General features: G+C 59.6%; 19 protein-coding genes. 5 read left to right on the forward strand and 14 right to left on the reverse strand.

Features of this window, described 5'->3' with window-relative positions; genetic code table 11:
* Nucleotides 1–26: 26 nt before the first annotated feature.
* The 3 genes from GRX64_RS12710 to GRX64_RS12720 all read right to left on the reverse strand — a co-directional run bounded on the left by GRX64_RS12710 (nucleotide 27) and on the right by GRX64_RS12720 (nucleotide 2525).
* Nucleotides 27–1286: an efflux RND transporter periplasmic adaptor subunit gene (locus GRX64_RS12710; RefSeq protein ID WP_166267760.1), complete on the reverse strand. Its 1260-nt coding sequence runs from the start codon at nucleotides 1284–1286 to the stop codon at nucleotides 27–29.
* A 344-nt stretch (nucleotides 1287–1630) separates the two neighbouring features.
* A complete protein-coding gene (locus tag GRX64_RS12715) occupies nucleotides 1631–2263 on the reverse strand; it encodes a GNAT family N-acetyltransferase (protein ID WP_166267762.1) in 633 nt (210 codons plus the stop codon).
* 58 nt (nucleotides 2264–2321) lie between these two features.
* Nucleotides 2322–2525, reverse strand: coding sequence for a hypothetical protein (locus tag GRX64_RS12720; RefSeq protein WP_166267764.1), 204 nt, complete (start codon nucleotides 2523–2525; stop codon nucleotides 2322–2324).
* A 196-nt stretch (nucleotides 2526–2721) separates the two neighbouring features.
* Here GRX64_RS12720 and GRX64_RS12725 point away from each other — a divergent pair, with 196 nt between their 5' ends.
* Nucleotides 2722–4635, forward strand: coding sequence for a monovalent cation:proton antiporter-2 (CPA2) family protein (locus GRX64_RS12725; protein ID WP_166267766.1), 1914 nt, complete (start codon nucleotides 2722–2724; stop codon nucleotides 4633–4635).
* Between the two features lie 56 nt (nucleotides 4636–4691).
* Here the strand turns inward: GRX64_RS12725 and GRX64_RS12730 are convergent, their stop codons facing one another.
* On the reverse strand, nucleotides 4692–5549 hold the full coding sequence (locus tag GRX64_RS12730; RefSeq protein ID WP_166267768.1) for a hypothetical protein: 858 nt from the start codon (nucleotides 5547–5549) through the stop codon (nucleotides 4692–4694).
* A gap of 29 nt (nucleotides 5550–5578) precedes the next feature.
* Nucleotides 5579–6175 carry a hypothetical protein gene (locus tag GRX64_RS12735; RefSeq protein ID WP_166267770.1) on the reverse strand — a complete coding sequence of 199 codons (597 nt, stop codon included), beginning with the start codon at nucleotides 6173–6175 and terminating at the stop codon, nucleotides 5579–5581.
* 214 nt (nucleotides 6176–6389) lie between these two features.
* On the opposite strand from GRX64_RS12735, the gene rrtA reads away from it, so the two are divergent.
* Nucleotides 6390–6977 carry a rhombosortase gene (gene rrtA / locus GRX64_RS12740; RefSeq protein WP_207308793.1) on the forward strand — a complete coding sequence of 196 codons (588 nt, stop codon included), beginning with the start codon at nucleotides 6390–6392 and terminating at the stop codon, nucleotides 6975–6977.
* A gap of 121 nt (nucleotides 6978–7098) precedes the next feature.
* Here rrtA and GRX64_RS12745 read toward each other — a convergent pair whose 3' ends face one another.
* From GRX64_RS12745 to GRX64_RS12770, 6 genes are all read right to left on the reverse strand, one after another.
* Nucleotides 7099–7782, reverse strand: a complete 684-nt coding sequence (locus tag GRX64_RS12745) for a type 1 glutamine amidotransferase (RefSeq protein ID WP_166267772.1) — start codon at nucleotides 7780–7782, stop codon at nucleotides 7099–7101.
* A gap of 76 nt (nucleotides 7783–7858) precedes the next feature.
* The gene (locus tag GRX64_RS12750; protein WP_207308794.1) at nucleotides 7859–8272 is read right to left on the reverse strand and encodes a PaaI family thioesterase; all 414 of its coding nucleotides are present in this window, start codon (nucleotides 8270–8272) and stop codon (nucleotides 7859–7861) included.
* 483 nt (nucleotides 8273–8755) lie between these two features.
* Nucleotides 8756–8968, reverse strand: coding sequence for a penicillin-binding protein (locus GRX64_RS12755; protein ID WP_166267774.1), 213 nt, complete (start codon nucleotides 8966–8968; stop codon nucleotides 8756–8758).
* A gap of 137 nt (nucleotides 8969–9105) precedes the next feature.
* Nucleotides 9106–9522: a GFA family protein gene (locus GRX64_RS12760; RefSeq protein ID WP_207308795.1), complete on the reverse strand. Its 417-nt coding sequence runs from the start codon at nucleotides 9520–9522 to the stop codon at nucleotides 9106–9108.
* A gap of 562 nt (nucleotides 9523–10084) precedes the next feature.
* On the reverse strand, nucleotides 10085–10807 hold the full coding sequence (bluB, locus tag GRX64_RS12765; protein ID WP_166267776.1) for a 5,6-dimethylbenzimidazole synthase: 723 nt from the start codon (nucleotides 10805–10807) through the stop codon (nucleotides 10085–10087).
* Nucleotides 10804–12306, reverse strand: coding sequence for a cobyric acid synthase (locus tag GRX64_RS12770; RefSeq protein ID WP_166267778.1), 1503 nt, complete (start codon nucleotides 12304–12306; stop codon nucleotides 10804–10806). Before GRX64_RS12770 ends, bluB begins: the two co-directional genes overlap by 4 nt.
* A 265-nt stretch (nucleotides 12307–12571) precedes the next feature.
* Between GRX64_RS12770 and proV the strand changes: the two genes are divergently transcribed.
* The 3 genes from proV to proX are packed head-to-tail and all read left to right on the forward strand — an operon-like array spanning nucleotide 12572 to nucleotide 15928.
* Nucleotides 12572–13762: a glycine betaine/L-proline ABC transporter ATP-binding protein ProV gene (proV, locus tag GRX64_RS12775; protein ID WP_166267780.1), complete on the forward strand. Its 1191-nt coding sequence runs from the start codon at nucleotides 12572–12574 to the stop codon at nucleotides 13760–13762.
* Nucleotides 13763–13764: 2 nt separating this feature from the next.
* Entirely contained in the window at nucleotides 13765–14910 is a 1146-nt protein-coding gene (gene proW / locus GRX64_RS12780) for a glycine betaine/L-proline ABC transporter permease ProW (protein ID WP_166267782.1), read from the forward strand.
* A 28-nt stretch (nucleotides 14911–14938) separates the two neighbouring features.
* A complete protein-coding gene (gene proX, locus GRX64_RS12785; protein ID WP_166267784.1) occupies nucleotides 14939–15928 on the forward strand; it encodes a glycine betaine/L-proline ABC transporter substrate-binding protein ProX in 990 nt (329 codons plus the stop codon).
* Between the two features lie 652 nt (nucleotides 15929–16580).
* Here the strand turns inward: proX and cobO are convergent.
* Genes cobO through GRX64_RS12800 form a run of 3 tightly spaced genes read right to left on the reverse strand, consistent with a single transcriptional unit; the run spans nucleotide 16581 to nucleotide 18957 of the window.
* A complete protein-coding gene (gene cobO / locus GRX64_RS12790) occupies nucleotides 16581–17192 on the reverse strand; it encodes a cob(I)yrinic acid a,c-diamide adenosyltransferase (protein ID WP_166267785.1) in 612 nt (203 codons plus the stop codon).
* A gap of 29 nt (nucleotides 17193–17221) precedes the next feature.
* The gene (locus GRX64_RS12795; RefSeq protein WP_166267787.1) at nucleotides 17222–17989 is read right to left on the reverse strand and encodes an ABC transporter ATP-binding protein; all 768 of its coding nucleotides are present in this window, start codon (nucleotides 17987–17989) and stop codon (nucleotides 17222–17224) included.
* Nucleotides 17989–18957: a FecCD family ABC transporter permease gene (locus GRX64_RS12800; protein WP_166267789.1), complete on the reverse strand. Its 969-nt coding sequence runs from the start codon at nucleotides 18955–18957 to the stop codon at nucleotides 17989–17991. The genes GRX64_RS12795 and GRX64_RS12800 overlap by 1 nt, the downstream gene beginning before the upstream one ends.
* Nucleotides 18958–18962 lie beyond the last annotated feature (5 nt).

Here is an 18962-nt window from a genome sequence, read left to right on the forward strand (position 1 = left end):
CTCCTCGGCAAGGCGCATCAGGGCGTTCAGCTGTTATCCGGGCTCGGCACCAGGCTGAACTCCGGTGCCAGGGTGTTGTCGATCACCACCGCCATGCCGGGCCGAAGTTTAAAAACGCCCGTCGACACCACTTGCTCCCCAACCGCGACCCCGTCAATCACCACCACAAAATCGCCGTGCCGCTCGCCCAGTTTGACCGGCTGCTGGCGCACCACCAGCGCGTCGCTGTCTGTTTCACCGGTTACTCCCCCCTCGGCGTGACTCTTGCTGTCATTGTCGTTGTTACTCTTGTTGCCACCCTTGTTATCACCCTTGTTGTCACTCTTGTGATCACGCCGGTCGTCCATCTCGGATTCCCCCTCACGGCGCGCTTCGACAATGAAGACGGTATCGCCCTGCGGGCCATACTGCACCGCCGTCGCAGGCACCATCAACGCGCGCTTGTATCGGAATGACACCACCTCAAGGGCGACAAACATACCCGGCCGCAATTGCTCATCCGGATTGGCCAGCGTCGCCTGCACCCGGACGTTACGGGTGTCCAGGTCAATGTCGGGATCAACCGCCGTAATGGTGCCCTCGAAGGCGGCATCGGGGTAGGCGTCCGAATGGACCATGACCTTAAGGCCCCGGCTTAACTCACCCAGGCTCCGCTGGGGCAAGGAGAACTCCACAAACACCGGGTCCAGCGACTGCAGCGACACCACCGGGCTGCCCTTGGCCAGGTAATGCCCAACGCTGACCCGCAAAATACCCAGCCGCCCGGAAAACGGCGCGGTCAGGACTTTTTTCGCCATCAATGCACGGATATAGCGGATTTGCGCTTGCGTCTGCGCCAGACGGGTGGCGGCGGTATCCAGCTCCGCCTGGGAGATGTTACGAGACTGACTCAACTGACGGGCGCGCTGGTATGAGACCCTGGCCAACTCGGCATCGACTTCCGCCGCGTGCAGTTGTGCCTCCTCCACGTCCGTATCCAGGTGGATCAGCACGTCTCCGGCCTGGACTTGTGCGCCGGGGGTGAAATTGATTTCCCGCACCACGCCTTCGGCTTCGCTGCTGAGCACCGTACCCTGTACCGCCATCACCGAACCCACCGTGGACAACAATGACTGCCACCGGCGTTCCCGCACGGTCACCACGTTAACCGGTTCCGGCGGCATTGAGAATTGGGCCCCCGCCTCGGCCATGGCCTTAAACTGGAGCACCTTGGTGCCCACAATGCCACCCACTATCGGCAGTGCAATCAGCAGCCCAGCCAGGGCCCAGAAAAGTTTTTTTCCCATGACTACCTCCGTTTTGTAATCATGACCAGCACCGCCTGGGACGTGCAGGCAGTCTTAACCAAGTCGAACAAAGGTGGCGATCAACAATCAGGCGGGGGCGACAAACGATCCCGTGGGCCGATTGAAGGACCAGACTCACAGGCCTTAACGCGGTGACCATGCAGGAGGCATAGCCCGCAATAAATGCAAGGCAAACTCGGGGTGGTTGTGTTGAAGTGTCCTACTTTTTCAGGCCACTGACAATCACCCGTCGTGCGACACAGGCCTCCGTTCCGGGGCGCAATAATCGTGGTGCCAAAACGGCGTATGCTCGGTGCCTGAGCCGGTGTAGCCGTCGCTGAAAACTAGCCCCCAGGCTCTCGATCGGCCGTCGCAAACTGCCGCCGGACCCGCTCAAAGGCCAAACCTTTCTTGACCACCGGCCACTCGCTTTCCAGGATCGAAAACACCACTGTATCCCGGAAGCCGCCCTCGGACTCGATCTGGTGATTACGTAAAACACCGTCCTGTTTCGCGCCCAGGCGAGCTATCGCTTCTCGTGATGCCCGGTTGTGCCAATGGGTCCGGAACTCAACCGCAATCGCGGATAAGTGCTCAAAGGCGTGGCCCAGCAACAGGTATTTGCACTCAGTATTCACTGCGCTGCGCTGAAACCGCTGGGCGTACCAGGTGTAGCCAATCTCCACTCGCCGGTGTTGAGGCGTGGCATTACAGAACCGGGTGCTGCCGATCACGTTCCCCGACGCGTTGTCCACTACCACAAAGGGCAATGCACGCCCCTGTGACTGCTCCGAGAGCGCCGATGCGAGGTACTGCTCAATCGACGCCGGGGATGGCACGCCGGTAAACCATAGCTCCCACAACCGGCCGTCCGATGCCGCCGCCATCAGCCCTTGCGCATCCGATGCCCGCAGGGGCCGCAGGGTGACCACGGTCCCCACCAGTTCGCACTCGTTCAGCCACAAGGGCTCATTCATAAGGTATGCTCCTCAAGACGGTCAGCGACCATTGGAAACCTGTGTTGCTCAGCGTCGTTCACGGAATAAAGCGTGGCAGCAGCAACAAGGTCACGCCAACCACGAGCATCGCCAATGGAGTGGTGACCAGGTACGGGAAAACCATCAGCGCCAGGCCGGTGTAGAACCAAGGCTTTTTTTGCTGACGCCGACCATACACCAGATAACCAATCCCGATGGAGCCGAATATCAGCGCGATAAAAAGGGGAGTTGTATCTGCCATGCTGTGATGTCCTTGTAACCGATCTTGAGACCATGAAGTGTCCACCGGACCGCTATCAACAACCCGACCCGCACTTTTTTATAGGCTAGGCTAGACTAAACTGCCGTAATCTCTAGACTAAATCGTCATTACCCACATCATAGCGTAAACAGACGATCCAACAGACCACCCGCATCACGCGGGCAGGAGCACCGCAATGACGGCGTATTTCGTACAGGCATTTATCTATCTTATTGCGGCCGTTATCGCAGTGCCCCTGGCGAAACGCTGGGGCCTGGGCTCAGTGCTGGGCTACCTGGTGGCCGGCGTGGTTATTGGGCCGGTCATCGGCCTCGTCGGGCAGGAAACCTCAACCATTCAGCATTTTGCCGAATTTGGCGTGGTCATGATGCTGTTCCTGGTCGGCATGGAGCTGGACCCCAAAGCCTTGTGGGCAATGCGGGTTCGTCTGGTCGGTATGGGCGGCCTGCAGGTAACCCTGACCACGGCAGCAGGCGCATCGGTGGCCTGGTGGTTCGGCCTGCCCTGGCAAACGGCCTTGGTCATCGGCCTGATTTTCGCGCTCTCCTCCACCGCCATCGTGCTGCAGACGCTGAACGAAAAGGGCCTGACAAAAACCGAGGGTGGTCGCAGTGCGTTCTCCGTACTGCTGTTTCAGGACATTGCGGTCATCCCCATGCTGGCACTCATTCCACTGTTAGCACTGCCAGAGCTGATCGCTGTTGATGGCGGTGCGAGCTCCGACAGCGCCGGCATGAGCCTGGTGGCCAATCTGCCGGCATGGGCTCATGCGCTGGCGGTGGTGGCTGTCATCGCAACGGTGATCGTCGGCGGATCTTATCTGAGCCGACCCCTGTTCCGGTATGTGGTGGCGTCAGGCTTACGGGAAGTGTTCACTGCCACGGCATTGATGCTGGTCATCGGGATTGCCGCTCTCATGAGCCTGGTAAACCTGTCGCCGGCCCTGGGGGCATTTCTGGCCGGTGTGGTGCTGGCCAACAGCGAATTCCGCCATGAGTTGGAAGCCAATATCGAGCCGTTCAAGGGCCTGCTGCTTGGGTTGTTTTTTATCACCGTCGGCGCCGGTGTAAACTTTGATGTACTGGTCGCTGAATGGCCAACCATACTGGCCCTGGGCCTCACCGTCATTGTGGTCAAGGCGCTGATCCTGTTCGCTCTGGCCGTGTTGTTCGGCGTCCATGGCAGCAATGGCTGGCTGTTCACCCTGGGCCTGGCGCAAGCCGGTGAATTTGGCTTCGTGCTGTTGAATTACAGTGTCCAGAACCATGTCATTGCCACCGAAACATCCCAGATCCTGTCTTTGGTAGTGGCCTTCTCCATGTTCCTCACACCCGCCCTGTTCATTCTCTTCGACCGGGTGGTGTTGCCCCGCTATCGCTCCTCCAAGAACGCCGCCCAGGAAGCCGATGTCATCGATGAACAGGCGCCGGTGATCGTCGCAGGCATCGGACGGTTTGGCCAGATCGTGTGTCGTTTGCTAAGGGCCAACAACATACCCATCGTGGTGCTGGACCACGAGGTTGAGCAGATCCAAATCGCCCGCCAGATCAACATCAAGAGCTTTTTCGGCGATGCCAGCCGCTCCGACCTGTTGGAAACCGCCGGCATCGAAAGCGCCCGGTTGCTGGTCGTTGCCATCGATGACCGCGAACGTGCCGTGCAGATGGTCGCACATGTGAAGCAGTTCTACCCGTCGGTCTGGGTGCTGGCGCGGGCGTTTGACCGTGGCCATGGTTACCGGCTCCGGGCGGCAGGCGCCGACGATGTCGTCAGCGAAACCTATCACTCGGCACTGGAACTCGGCGGCCACGCCCTCACCGCCATGGGGGTTCACCCACTGCGCGCCAAACAAATGACCTGGGCCTTCATTGAGAGCGAAGCCGCCCACGAAGACGAGTTGTTCGAAGCCTGGAAGGAAATCGACGCTGGCGTCAGTTTCAGCCCCCGTTACAGTGAGCTGTTCATGAAACTGGAAGAAACCCTCAGCACCGTGATGAATAAGGACTGGGAAGAGCCGAAACCGGAGGCGGTGCCGATCTGGGCACCGCCGGAGCTCGATACGACCGAGCTCAACAAACCCGAACACTGAGGCCGTGATCGGGTGGGGCGCCACGCCGTCACCCGCCACCGCCCCTCTGCGCCTGACTAGCGCCTGCCTTGGCGCGCCAGCCGTTTCAGCCCAAGCAACGGCACCAGCACCAGCAGCCAGGTCGCGGCACCGCCGCCACCAAAGGGCGTCTTCGGCTTACTTGTCGCCGCTTCCAACGCCACCACGTCGGCTTCCACCATATCCAGCAACGCTTCGATTTCGTCCGCTCTCCGCTTCTGGTCCTTCAGCACATCGGCATCCAGCTGCGATTTGATGAGGGCGTCTGTTTCGGCCACGGCAAGGGCAACCCTGGCGAGACGGCGTTTGAGGGTTATATTGCCCAGGCTCACCTGCTGATCCTGAAGCTGAGCGCCCGTGCCCAGGGCAACGCCGCTGGCGGCGGCCCCACCGGCGCTCAAAGCATTGACCTGGACGAAGTCGCGCAGCTCTGCACAATTCGACTGATTTTCCGCGGGCAAGCCCTCGGCAATGACCCCGACACTCGGATTTGGATTCGCCGTGGCCGGGCAGTCGTAATCGGGCGCCGAGCCATTACTGAGCACGATGGTATCCGTCAGGCTGAACTGGCTGATGAAAACACTATTGGTGCCGCCGTTGTTGGACTGGTTCGCATCCAGCCGCCAGGATTCCCCGACTGTGCCCTCCACATAAGTGTTTTCGCCATCGACCCGCACCATTGGCCCCGGGGTCGCGGATAGGTCGTGCCATCGGATTCGGGTGTTGTTCTCCTTCAGCTTCAAGGCAACATTGGTGAAGATTTCACCGTTAACACAGTCTGAGCCGACACACAGGCTGCCCTGAACGATGATGCCGTCCGACTTGATTACGTCGGCTAAGGTTGTCGAAGCCACTGCCAAGCAGAGCCCCACTGCAACATATTGGTGTAACGCCATGAGTATGGTTCCCCGGCTAAGCCTGTTGATTAGTTGACCTTCGCAGCAACTGCATCCAGGCGCTCGACCAGATCCGTCAGCCGGCTTTCCAGCCCGGCGAGCCGACTGTCGAGATCACTGACCTCCGTACTCACCGTCGCCAAGGCTGTCGCCTGGAAAGTCTGGAACTGGCCCAGGTTCACCGCATCGCTGTCATCAACCGCATCCGCCACAAACGTAACCCGGCGTTCGCTGCCCAGATTGCCCACAGACACCGCGCCCTCAACCAGCTCCGAGCCGGCGCCCAAAGCCACATCGCCGTCGGCCGAGATCACCAGGGCATCGAGGTTGTTGGTCACATTTTTAATAAAGAACCACGTTGGCACTGCCAAACCTCCATCGGTGATGCCGATTGACCAATCCTGATTGGGAAAGCTGCCACTGTTACTGGTATCGTCAAACAGAATTTGCGGGCTGGGCGATTTCAACCGCAGGGTGTCGAAACCGAACGCTTCGCCATCAACACAATCCGCACCCACACAGGTACTGAACGGTACAATCAGGTCATCGTTAATGACTTCGTCAGCCAAAGCCGCTACCGGCAACGCCAGCAACAGAGCACACGCCAGAACATGGGATTTTTGCACGGGACACTCCTCAATTTAGGTGTTAATGCGCGGGTGGGTAGTGCACTGCGGCCCGGCTTGCGCGACCCCTGGCCTGTTTGGCAAACATCGTTTGATGTGGACTTAATTTAGTTGCATATCCGTAGTATTTCCACCAGATAATCGTCAATCACTCGCCCGCCACCGGCAACCATGCTAAAAAAAGGCCCTGACAACGTGACGACGGCATAGAGCGATGATCAAACGTTATTGGCTCCCCCTGGCTATGGTCCTGGCGGCCCTGACTGTCTGGGTGATCGGCGATACGGCGTCGGAGGCGTTGATGTATCAGCGTGACGGGATTGTGGACGGGCATCAGTGGTGGCGTCTCATTACCGGCCACTGGGTCCATTTGGGCGGGGAACATCTTGCGCTGAACCTGGCCGGGCTGACACTGATCTGGAGTTTGTTTGAAGACCGGCTGCAGCCCGTCCTATGGCTGGCGGTGACGGTCCTTACCGGACTCGGGCTCAGTCTCTGCCTGCTGCTTTTCCACCCCGGCATTGTCTGGTATGTGGGATTGTCGGGGATTCTGCAAGGAATGCTGGTCGTCGGCGCTCTGCTCTCTCTGCGCCAAAACCCCATCCTTGCCTGGGGTGCCCTGGCAGTAACGGTGGCTAAACTGGTCACCGAGTCCCTCCACGGTGCCGACCCGCGGCTGGCGCAGTTACTCGGGGGCGCCATTGTGACCCACGCCCACCTCTACGGCGCGCTCTGGGGAGGCATCAGTGCGGGGCTGATCCTGCTGTCGAGACGAGCCGGATATCGGACCTCTCCGCCCTAGCTCAGACTTCTCCTGGTGAGCGCTCGCAACTGGCAACCGGGAACTGGCCGATACAGGTACCCGGGGCGTATCAAGGATGCCTGCCTGCTTCGCCCCGCTGCCCCCACCGATCATCACGCCTTCAGAACAGATACGTCAGCACTCGGTACATCAGTTGAGTCACACCGGCGTAGCGGGCCGGGTCCGCCGCCAGGATGGTCGCGCCATCCTGCACGGTTGCCGACGGTACTAGCTCGTCACCATCCTGGGCGATCATCTCGGCCAGTGACTCGGCGGTGACTTCAAGATGAAACTGCAGTCCGATCACCGACTTGCCAAGCTGAAACGCCTGATGCTCACAGGCGTCACTGACGGCCAGGTGAATGGCACCGGAGGGTAAGTCGAAGGTATCGTTGTGCCAGTGAAAAACCGGCGCGGAGGGCGGGAAACCAAAACTGGAGACGTCATTGGTTGGCAGACCCCGGATGACGAACCACCCGATTTCGGGCACCGGGTTAGGGTAAACAGGTGCCCCCATTGCGCTGGCTATCAGTTGCGCACCCAGGCAAATTCCCAGTACCGGTTTTTCCGCCCTGATACATTCGCGGATATAACGCTTCTCTGCCACCAGCCAGGGAAACGCCGCCTCGTCATTGACACTCATCGACCCGCCCATCACCACCAGCGCATCAATGGCATCGGGATCGGGCATCTCGGCTGACTCGTAAAAACAGGTACTGGTGACCCGATAGCCGGCCTGTTCCAACCAGGGGCCAATACTGCCGAGCCCTTCAAAAGGGATGTGTTGAAAACAATGAGCGCGCATACGACATCCTGAACCCTGACCCATCAACCGGGTGCGTTACGGGGGCCACACCGACACCCGTCAGCCCAGTGTCCGGCTATGCCTCAGTCTCTGCCTTCCTGACCGTGCCCTGCGCCACCGCCACCAGGCGTTCGCCATCCTCGCCAATGGCAACGATCTCGCACTGGCAGACGGCCTGACGCTTGCCAGAGGACAGTACCGAAGCCCTTGCGACCAGTTTGTGACCCAGGGCGGGACGCACATAATTAATCTTGTACTCGGACGTTACCGAATCGCCCAGTACCGAGCCACCGGCGTAGGTCAGTGCATTATCCGCAAGATAACTGAGAACGCCACCGTGAACGAAGCCATGTTGCTGTTTCAGTGCATGCCGGATGGCGAGCGTGAGCACGACCTCTCCCGGTTTGAACAGTGCCAACTGAGTACCCAGCAGCACGCTGAACGGCTGCTCCCGCAACATTCTCTGACCGAATTCGAACAATTCATCCATAAATTGCTGTCCCTGTCGATTGGACGGTAAAGTGGGTGACGGCTCACCTCGCATACGCCGTGTCGTGCTATCACACAGCAGATGCTCGACTGAATGGCACGAACCGGGCGTTTTGCGACGTCGCCTGTTACCCACCAGCCTACAAACAATCCAGGCCTTACGCCGCCCGTCCTCATTAAACGCCCGGTCATTCCGTGACCTTGCCCGCCATGGAACCGCACGCAGACAACCGCTGTATGGCTCCGACCCGGCTGCAGTCCACGGCTTAAGAAGATGCTCACCAAGAACAGCGAAAAGGCGCACAGGGACAGTGGCGATCCGTCTCGGCCAAACCGGTCATTCTCTTAAGGCGAGCCGCTTTCCGGCCCTGTGCGACCGGAGGCGTGCAGGGCGTCGATCGTCCTCACCGCAAAAGCGGCAAAGATGATGCCCTTCTTATTGCCCGGCGTATTAGCGGTCGATCAGGGAGTCCGTAAAAGGCAGTCAGTAACAGGAATTCGGTGTCGATTCCGGGTTAATGTCACCGGCCACTTCGTCCGGATCAATGCCGTGGCTGGCGAGGACTTCCCTCACAAAATTTATTTGTTTCAGCATCTTGTCCGCCTGGTCACCGTAATCGTAGCGGGTCACCTCGACAGGGTTGGGCATGAATGTAAAAGCGGTTTTCAAAGCGCGCAAGGTGTCTTCATCAACCATAACGTCAACCTTTTTATCCAGTGAAGGTCGCCCATCGTACCTGACCGGGTGCGCACTGTTCGAACAGAACCTGGTGAATCGCCCGGGCATCGGTCTGGCTTTTGGCGCCCCGGCCTTAGGGGATTCATGGTGCGGTTCTATCCCTGCTTGTCGAACGCCGGCACGCCCTCCGGCAAAACACACCAACTAAGCTTCTCACTCACCCACAGATGGGCCGTTGGCTCAAAAACCTTGTCATCCGTCAAACCTACAGGCTTGAGCTTCAGCTTGATGACCTCCGGATCTGCCGGATTGTAGTGATAGATCCGGGTGCCACAGTTGGGGCAGAACGTGGCGGTGTTCGTATTGCCGCTGTCGGCCAACCGGCTCCACTCTTTCATTTCGCCGGTAAACTCAATGTGACTGGCCGGCATAATGGCCGTTACGCTGAACGGACCGGTGGCCAGTTTCTGGCATTCTTTACAATGGCACGCGATGACTTTCACTGGCGGCTGCAACAACTTATAACGAACCTGACCACACTGACACGACGCCTCTATTGGGTAATCCAACATGTAACATCCCCCACGATTTGATATTCCAGTTACTGACATTGTTCGCGGCGGCCGCACAACTGTCGCGACCCGTATCGCTGATAATGCACTGTTAAAGAATCCGGTGGCTGAATCCCTGCCCGTCGTTTAGAAAACTTTCATTTTTATGCGTTTAAACGTCTTGTCTTCAATACGGATGTTGGAACCTCTGATTCCGTCTGTTCTTCCGGCCACTCCGCTTATATTTGCCGTGTTCGCCTCCTGCTCCCTTCTAAACGATTCTATTACCACAGCCGTTTCGAAGGTAAGGAGCTCATTGCACTGAAGATTGCTAAACGTCGGGTAACGTCCCTCTCGTCATTCACAGAAAGGTCTGAGGACATCCCCTTTGCGCCGGTTCTGTGACACCGAATCCAATCCTCAGTTCGTCCTTTAATGGGCCGCTTCCTGCGCCCTCAGTCCATGCCATGTGTAACCCCGCGAACGCGCCCCGTCAAATCGTATTGCCAACCCAAACGATCGGCCCACGCCGTTCATCCGCCAACCTGAGTGTGTCTTCGCAAGTCACTCGCGCGGCATCGCTTCACCACACTTTTTTGTTTGCCAGCTCGGCCTGCAGCTCCTCATTCCCTAAGCCCTCGCCCCAGGTATTGCCATGAACCAGCTCGTCCAGCGGCAGCCGTGAGCGCCAGCCCTTGGCTTGCAGTTCCGGTTGGTCGAGGAATTCGCTGACGTAACCCAGGCACAGGTAGGCCAGCGGGTAGACGTCGTTGGGCAGTTTCAGGGTGTGCGCCAGTTGCTGCTGATCAAGAATACTGACCCAGCCCACGCCGATGCCTTCGGCTCGGGCCGCCAGCCACAGGTTTTGCACCGCCAGGCAGGTGCTGAACAAATCCATTTCAACAACAGAGTTGCGGCCCAGCACATGGCGGCCGCCCCGGCTCCGGTTGCAGGTGATGCAGAGATTGATCGGGCTTTCCAGAATGCCCTGCAGTTTCAGGCTACGGTAGCGGGCGCCCTGATCGCCGGTGTAATTCTCCGCCGCTTTACGGTTTTCCTGCTCGAAAATGGCGAGCACCGATTCCCGCACCGCCACACTGTCAATCACGATAAAATCCCAGGGCTGCATAAAACCCACGGACGGTGCGTGATGGGCCGCGTTCAGTAACCGGACCAGTACGTCTGAGGGGATCGGGTCTGGCAGGAATTGTGAGCGCACATCCCGGCGCTCATATATGGCGCGATAGAGGCCATGCAGCTCGTCGTCGGTGAACGGCCGGTTGTGGTTCTGTTCCTGGGTGCTCATAAGGTTTTCCGCCCCGCGCCAGCGTCTTCAGGCGTCAGGCCCAGCAGGCTCCGCAGCCATTCGGTATCCAGGTGAGCCTCCACCATATCCGCCAGCCGGTCCAGTTGCTGTTCGCGATGGGCCTGATAGTCAATCGCCTGCCGGTTACCACCTCCGTCCCCCGACAAACCGCACCAGTTGAGCAAAGCATCACAGGCCTGCGGGGAATCGAAAATACCGTGCACGTAGGTTCCCATAATCTGGTTGTCTGCACTGATGGCACCGTCCGGTCGCCCTCCCAGGTCGGCCATCGGATGGGTCAGTGCGGGTCCGGAGGAGACACCGTTATGCATTTCATAGCCGGTCAGCGGTGACGGTTCGGTGTCGAACGTCAAATGGCCCGTCACATGGGTAAGCTGTTTGCCGGCCACCATGCGGGTAGTCAGTTCCAGCAGGCCCAGCCCCTGGGTGTCACCGGCATCGCCTTCCAGGCCATCGGGGTCGGTGACCACTGAGCCCAGCATCTGGAAGCCGCCGCAAATGCCCATCACTTTACCGCCGTACCGCAGGTGTTTGCGGATCGCTTCCGGCCAGCCCTGAACTTTGAGCCATTCCAGATCATGTCGGGTACTTTTACTGCCGGGCAGTATGATCACATCGGCTGCTGGGATGGGCTGGTCCGGGCCAACAAATTGCAGCTTCACGCCGGGGTGCAGGCGCAGTGGGTCGAAGTCGTTGTGGTTGCTGATGCGGGGCAGTACCGGTACCACAACGCTCAGCGCGCCTGATTCGTGGTCGCCGCTGGTGCCGACACTGTCCTCGGCATCCACAATCAGGCCATGGAGGTAGGGCAGCACGCCCACCACCGGTTTGGCAGTACGCTCGGTGAGCCAGTCCAGGCCCGGCTCCAGCAACCCGATGTCGCCCCGGAAGCGGTTGATTATAAAGCCCCGGGTCCGCGCCCGCTCCGAAGCGGAAATCAGTTCCAGGGTGCCAACCAACTGCGCGAAAACGCCGCCTCGGTCGATGTCGCCCACCAACAGCACCGGGCAATCGGCGGCTTCGGCAAACCCCATGTTGGCGATGTCATTCGCACGCAGGTTGATTTCAGCCGGACTGCCAGCGCCCTCCGCAATGATCACGTCGTATCGGCTCGACAGGCTCCGCCAGGCATCGAGCACCGACTGCATGGCCTCGGCTTTGTAGGTGTGATAGTCCAGCGCGTCCATATTGCCGTGAACTTTGCCCCGCAGGATCACCTGCGCGCCACAATCGCTTTGCGGTTTGAGCAGTATCGGGTTCATGTCGCTGTGGGGCGACAGACCACAGGCCAAAGCTTGCAACGCGGTGGAGCGGCCGATCTCGCCACCGTCGGTGGTCACCGCACTGTTCAACGCCATGTTTTGAGGTTTGAATGGCGCCACCGACACGCCCTGCCGGGCCAGCCAGCGGCAAAGTGCCGCCACAACGGTGGTTTTACCTGCGTCGGAGGTGGTGCCTTGCACCATCAGAGTGATCACGGAAAATATTGCTCCACAATGGTGCGGGCCGAAGGTTGCAATTGCAGGGCGTCAATACTCCCTCGCCTTGAAGGCTGACCCACGGACGTTTGGATCTATGGTACCGGTTGCGATTCGCCCAGAACAGCTGATAGGCGAGGCTCTGGCTACAAACCGGGAGAATTTGCAAAACACACCTATACTAGTGGTAATGTAGGAAACCCATGGTCCGGGCCCGTTTCTTGCTCGTAAGATTAACTAATTGATAAAAAAGGACCAAAAATCGATGCAGCCTAAGGTTGTCGTGAAAAACCTATATAAGGTGTTTGGAGGTCAACCCAAGGAAGCAATGAAGTTGGTCAGGGAAGGCATACCGAAAGATGAAATCTTCAAACGCACCGGCCAGACACTTGGCGTCATGGATGCCTCCTTCGAAATTCAGGAAGGCGAAATTTTTGTCATCATGGGCCTGTCGGGCTCGGGCAAATCCACCATGGTGCGCCTCCTCAACCGCCTGATCGAACCCACCGATGGTGAGGTCTGGATTGGCGACCAGAACATTTCCAACCTCTCGGAATCGGAACTCAACGAGCTCCGGCGCAAAAAAATCAGCATGGTCTTTCAGTCCTTTGCCCTCATGCCTCACATGAACGTCATCGACAACGCGGCCTTTGGTCTGGAGCTGTCGGGCATGCCACGGGAAGAGCGCCACAAGCGCGCCCGCAATGCCTTGGCCCAGGTTGGCCTGGAAGCCAATGTGAACAGTTACCCCGATGAGTTATCCGGTGGCATGCAGCAGCGTGTAGGCCTCGCCCGAGCGCTGGCCAATGACCCGGAAATCATGCTGATGGACGAAGCGTTTTCTGCCCTGGACCCTTTGATCCGCACCGAAATGCAGGATGAACTGGTAAAACTGCAGCAGAATTCAAGCCGCACCGTAGTGTTCATCTCCCACGACCTGGACGAAGCCATGCGCATCGGTGATCGCATTGCGATCATGGAAGGCGGGCGAGTGGTTCAGGTCGGCACGCCGGACGACATCCTGAAAAATCCCGCCGATGACTACGTCCGTTCATTCTTCCGAGGGGTCGACAAATCGACCGTATTGTCCGCCGCCGATGTGGCTCAACGTAAGCAAGTCACGGTCATTGAGCGCGAAGGTGCCGGTATTGCGGCCGCGCTGGCGCGTTTGCGCGAGGCAGACCGCGACTACGGTTATGTGGTGAGTCGCGACCAGATATTCCAGGGCGTGGTGTCTGTCGAATCCTTGCTGAAAGCGGAAAAGCAGGACCAGTCAATTAACGAAGCCGTGCTGCCAACCATTGAGGCGATTGCGTCTGATACCTATCTGAACAGTATTATCGGCAGCGTCGCCGAGGCCCCTTGTGGCCTGCCGGTCACCGACGAGCAGGGCCGCTATGTCGGTGTGGTATCACGCACCGCGTTGTTACAGGCGCTGAACCGGGAGGATGATTAATCATGGCTGAAGAACGCAGCGCACAGAATTCCGAAGCGGTACCCTACGACCTTGAAAGCAGTGGCAGCCCCTGGGGCGGCACGGCAGAGCCCGCTGCCAGTGCTGGCACCACCAGCACCGATGCAACCAGTTCGGACCCGTGGGGAGCCGCTGAATCGGAACCCCAACAGCAAGGTGGCGACTGGCTGAGCCAGGCCGAGGATACCCAGGCCCTGGAGAACACCTTCAGCGAGCCATTCCGTACCGAATGGTTCGACATCCAGGGTGGTGTCGACACCGGCATCAACTGGATTGTTGACAACTTCCGCCTGTTCTTTCAGTTGATCAAGCAACCCGTCGACTTCGCCTTGACCATTTTCGATGCCACCCTACTGAGTATTCACCCAGCGATCATCATCCTGATATTCGGGATATTGGCCTGGCAGGTGTCCGGCATCAGGCTCGGCATCGCCGCCATGGCGGGCATGTTTGTCATGGGCGCGATTGGCGCCTGGGATGAGGCCATGACGACGTTGTCGCTGGTGGTGACCTCGGTGCTGTTCTGTATGGCGATCGGTATTCCCACCGGCATCTGGATGGCCAAGAGCGATCGGGTAGCCAGTTCGGTAAGGCCCATTCTGGATACCATGCAAACCACCCCGGCCTTCGTCTATCTGGTGCCCATCGTCATGCTGTTCGGCATCGGCAACGTGCCCGGGGTTATCGTGACCATCATATTCGCGGTCGCACCGGTTATTCGCCTGACCAACCTTGGCATCCGCCAGGTGCCGGGTGATCTGGTCGAGGCCTCGCGCTCGTTCGGCGCCAGCCCGCGCCAGCTGCTCTACAAAGTACAACTGCCATTGGCCATGCCAACCATTATGGCCGGGGTCAACCAGACCTTGATGCTGGCACTGTCCATGGTGGTGATTGCGTCGATGATTGCCGTGCCTGGCCTCGGCCTGATGGTGCTTCGCGGTATCGGCCGGCTCGATATCGGGCTGGCGACCGTGGGTGGCATCGGCATCGTCATTCTGGCCATTATTCTCGATCGCATGACCCAGGCCCTCGGCAAAGATTCCCGAGAGCGCGGTAAACGACACTGGTATGAAGCCGGCCCGGCCGGCATTGTGTATTCGCTAGTGAGTAAAGGCAGGGACGTCGGATAAATTCAATGTTGCAACAGGAGTACAGACTATGCAGTTGAAAACTATGATCGCAGGCACGTTGCTTGCGGGTGGACTGGCCCTGACAGCCCACGCAGAGACCATGCCTGGCAAGGGCGTAACCGTTCAGCCCATCCAGAGCACAATCGCGGAAGAAACCTTCCAGACCATGCTGATCAACGAGGCTCTTCGTGACCTGGGCTACGATGTCAAAGACACTCAGGAAGTGGATTACAGCGCCGGTTACACCTCGGTTGCCAGTGGTGACGCCACTTACCTCGCAGTAAGCTGGTACCCACTCCACAACGCCATGTACAGCAATGCCGGCGGTGACGAAAAGTTCTTCCGCAAGGGCCATTATATTACTGGCGCAGCCCAGGGCTACCTGATTGATAAAAAGACGGCCGAAAAGTACGACATCGACAACATCGAAGACATGAAAGACCCGAAAATTGCCAAGCTGTTCGATACCGACGGCGATGGCAAGGCGGATCTGACCGGTTGTCAGGCAGGCTGGGGTTGTGAAGGTGTGATCGAGCATCAGATGGATGCCTTCAAACTGCGGGATACCGTGACCCACAAACAGGGTCAGTACGCGGCGATCATTTCCGACACCATCACCCGCTTTAACGAAGGCGATCCGGTCTTCTACTACACCTGGACCCCTTACTGGGTATCCGGCATTTTGTCACCGGGCGATGACGTAACCTGGCTGGAAGTTCCGTTCTCGTCAAATCCGAACGGCTCCGACACCGCGCTGTCCAATGGCAAGAACTACGGCTTTGAAATCAACAGCGAGCGCATTGTTGCCAACAAGGCGTGGGCCGACGCCAACCCGGCGGCCGCCAAGTTGTTTGAAGTCATGAAGCTGCCGGTCAACGATGTCAGCGCCCAGAACATGAAGATTCGTGACGGGGAAGACTCCAAGCGCGAAATCATGTCGCACACCAAGGCGTGGATCGAAGGCCATCGTGAAACTTACGATAGCTGGCTTGCAGAAGCCCGTGCTGCCGCCATGTAAGCGTCACACGTGAGTCAAAAAACCCCCGCCAGTCGGGGGTTTTTTTATGGGTGCATCGCGCTGGGCCGGCGACACGGCTATGCCCTGAGGGGAACTGCCCATGTCGGCTGTCGAACGGTGCGTCGTGGCTTCAGCTTCGGTGGGCCCGATAGAGCCCCGAGGGTCACCCCGGCAGGCCCGGGGCCTGCTCCGAAGCTGAAGTGTCGGCTACATTTGCCAGCGCCGGGCCGGGCACCAGCTACCAGCTACCAGCTACCAGCTACCAGCTACCAGCTACCAGCTACCAGCTACCAGCTACCAGCTACCAGCTACCAGCTACCAGCTACCAGCTACCAGCTACCAGCTACCGAGAACAGTGTGCAGAGTCTGTACTTTTCAAGCCACACCGCGATAGGCTTTTTGTCTAATACATCGCATTCTGCCCGGAAACAAGGCCACGCCTGGAGAAGAATGCTCATCCCTGCAGTCGACGGCGCGTCGTAGCCGACGCTTCAGCTTCGGTGGGTCCGACAGGGCCCCGAGGGTCACCCCGGCAGGCCCGGGGCCTGTTCCGAAGCGAAGCGTCGGCTACATTTGCCAGCATCGGGCCAGCGTGCAACGCCACCGAGTTCTCGCCAATCCTCGATGCCCTGTCGTTACACGGGGCGCCGGGCTAGAGTTCGACGCCTTTCTGGGCCTTGATGCCCTGGTCTTTGAAAGCGTGTTTCACCACCTGCATGTCGGTCACCGTGTCGGCCAGCTCGATCAGCTCCTTCGGCGCATGGCGTCCGGTCACGGCCACATGCTGTCGTTCCGGCCGGCCCTGGAGATCGTCCAGGACCCGGTCGAGACTGAGGTAGTCGTAATGCAGGGCAATGTTGAGCTCGTCCAGCAGAATCAGGTCGTAACGGTCATCGGACAGCATCCGGCTGGCTATGTCCCAGGCGGCCTCAGCGGCCGTCACGTCCTGTTCCCGGTCCTGGGTGTCCCAGGTGTAGCCTTGCCCCATGACGTGATAGTCCACGTTGGGCAAGTCACGGAAAAACGCCTCCTCGCCGGTACTGAACGCACCCTTGATGAATTGCACAATGCCGACCTTCATGCCATGGCCGAGCGCCCGGGCCACCATGCCAAATCCAGAGCTGCTTTTACCTTTGCCAGGCCCGGTCAGGACGAGCAAGATGCCTTGCTCTTTCTGGGCATGGGCGATGCGTTCCTGCATGATTTTCTGTTTTGCCGCCATCCGGCGGGCATGGCGTTCGGGGTCTTTCGCCCGGTCACGCATAGGACACTCCTTAATGTCTGATCCACAGGTTAGACAATGGGCACAAAAACCGGCGCCCCGTTCACGGTCGCCATCGCAAGCGGCTGATTGAACAGCGCCTCCAGCGCTTCCGGGACCAGCATCTCCGCTGCCGGCCCCCAACAGGCCTCCCCGTCCGGGTACAACAGCAACACATGGTCGCACCAGCGCGCCGCCATGTTCAGATCGTGCAGACACATGAACACAGTACGACCCGATTGCGCCTGCCGGTTTAACAACGCCATCACTGCCGATTGATGGTGCAGGTCCAGATGGTTGGTGGGCTCGTCCGCCAGCCAGATGTCCGGCGCCTGGGTCAGCACCGTCGCGATGGCTACCCGTTGACGTTCGCCCCCCGACAACGTGCTCACCAGACGGTCCTTCAGGTGGCCCACATCCAACGCAGCCAGCGCCTCGTTAGCCCGCTGAAACTCCTCCGCACCTTCCATTCGCCAGGGCGACAGGTACGGGTGGCGACCAATCAGTGCGGTTTCCAGCACAGTGGCGGGAAACCCGTCCTGACGCTCCTGAAAGATCAACCCCAATTGTTGCGCAACCGCCCGCCGACGCATCTGGGCCAGCGGTTGCCCGCTGATCCGCACCTGGCCCGACCGGGGCGCCCGCAGACCGGCGAGGGTATGGAGCAGCGTGGTCTTGCCGGCACCATTGGGACCCAACACACCCCATACCTGGCCCGGTTGCAGGTCAAGGTCCAACGCCCGGCCGTCGGCCCGACCCGGTATGTCGATCACCAGTAGTTCGGTTGTCAGTGCACTCATCAGCGACTCCGATACAACAGGAACAGGAACGTCGGCACCCCGATCAGGGCGGTAATCACGCCCACCGGTAGCTGTTCCGGCGCTATCACTGTGCGGGCCAGGGTGTCCGCCAGCGTCAGCAACGTACCGCCGGCCAGCGCGCAAGCCGGCAGGATCAGGCGCTGATCGTTGCCCAGCACCAGCCGCAGCATGTGGGGCACGATCAGGCCGACAAATCCAATGCTGCCAGCGGTGGTCACGGCGACGGCGGTTAACAGGCTGGCCACCAGATAGATGGTCCATTCCAGCGGGCGCACCGAGACCCCCAGTGCCGCCGCCTGCATCGGCCCCCGGGCCAACACGTTCAGGCTGCGGCCAAACGGCACCACCAGCAGGCATACCGCCACCAGCACCACCAGGGCAAACCACGGCGCACGGGCGTAGGACATATCACCCATCAGCCAGTACAGCATGCCCGGCAAGCGGTTGGCCGGGCTGATGGCCAGCATCAGAGTAATGATCGCACCCCAGCCGGACGCGACCACCACCCCGGTCAGCAACAACCGCGACGGCGTCCAACTGCCGGTACCGTGTGCCAGGCCGAAAACCATCAGGGTGGCCACCAGCGCGCCGGCAAAGGCCGAACCCGACACCACCACACTGCCGAGCCCGGCCAGCATCGCCAACAAGGCACCCACGGCGGCGCCTCCGGACAGGCCCAGCACATAAGGATCCGCCAGAGGATTGCGCAGCAACACTTGCATCAGGGCACCGGCCACCGCCAGCAACCCCCCGGTGACAAACGCGGCGACCGACCGCGGCACCCGCAATTCCAGTACCAGGGTATTGGCCAGATCGTTGCCCTGCCCGGCCAGTACGGCCCAAACATCCGCCAGCGCCACCGGGGCACTGCCGACCGTCACCGACAGTACCAGCGCGGACACGGAGCACAGCGCCAGTGCCATCAGGGGGATGGTCAGTGGCCGCATAAGCC

The organism is Marinobacter caseinilyticus (assembly GCF_011074955.1).
Lineage (GTDB): Bacteria > Pseudomonadota > Gammaproteobacteria > Pseudomonadales > Oleiphilaceae > Marinobacter > Marinobacter caseinilyticus.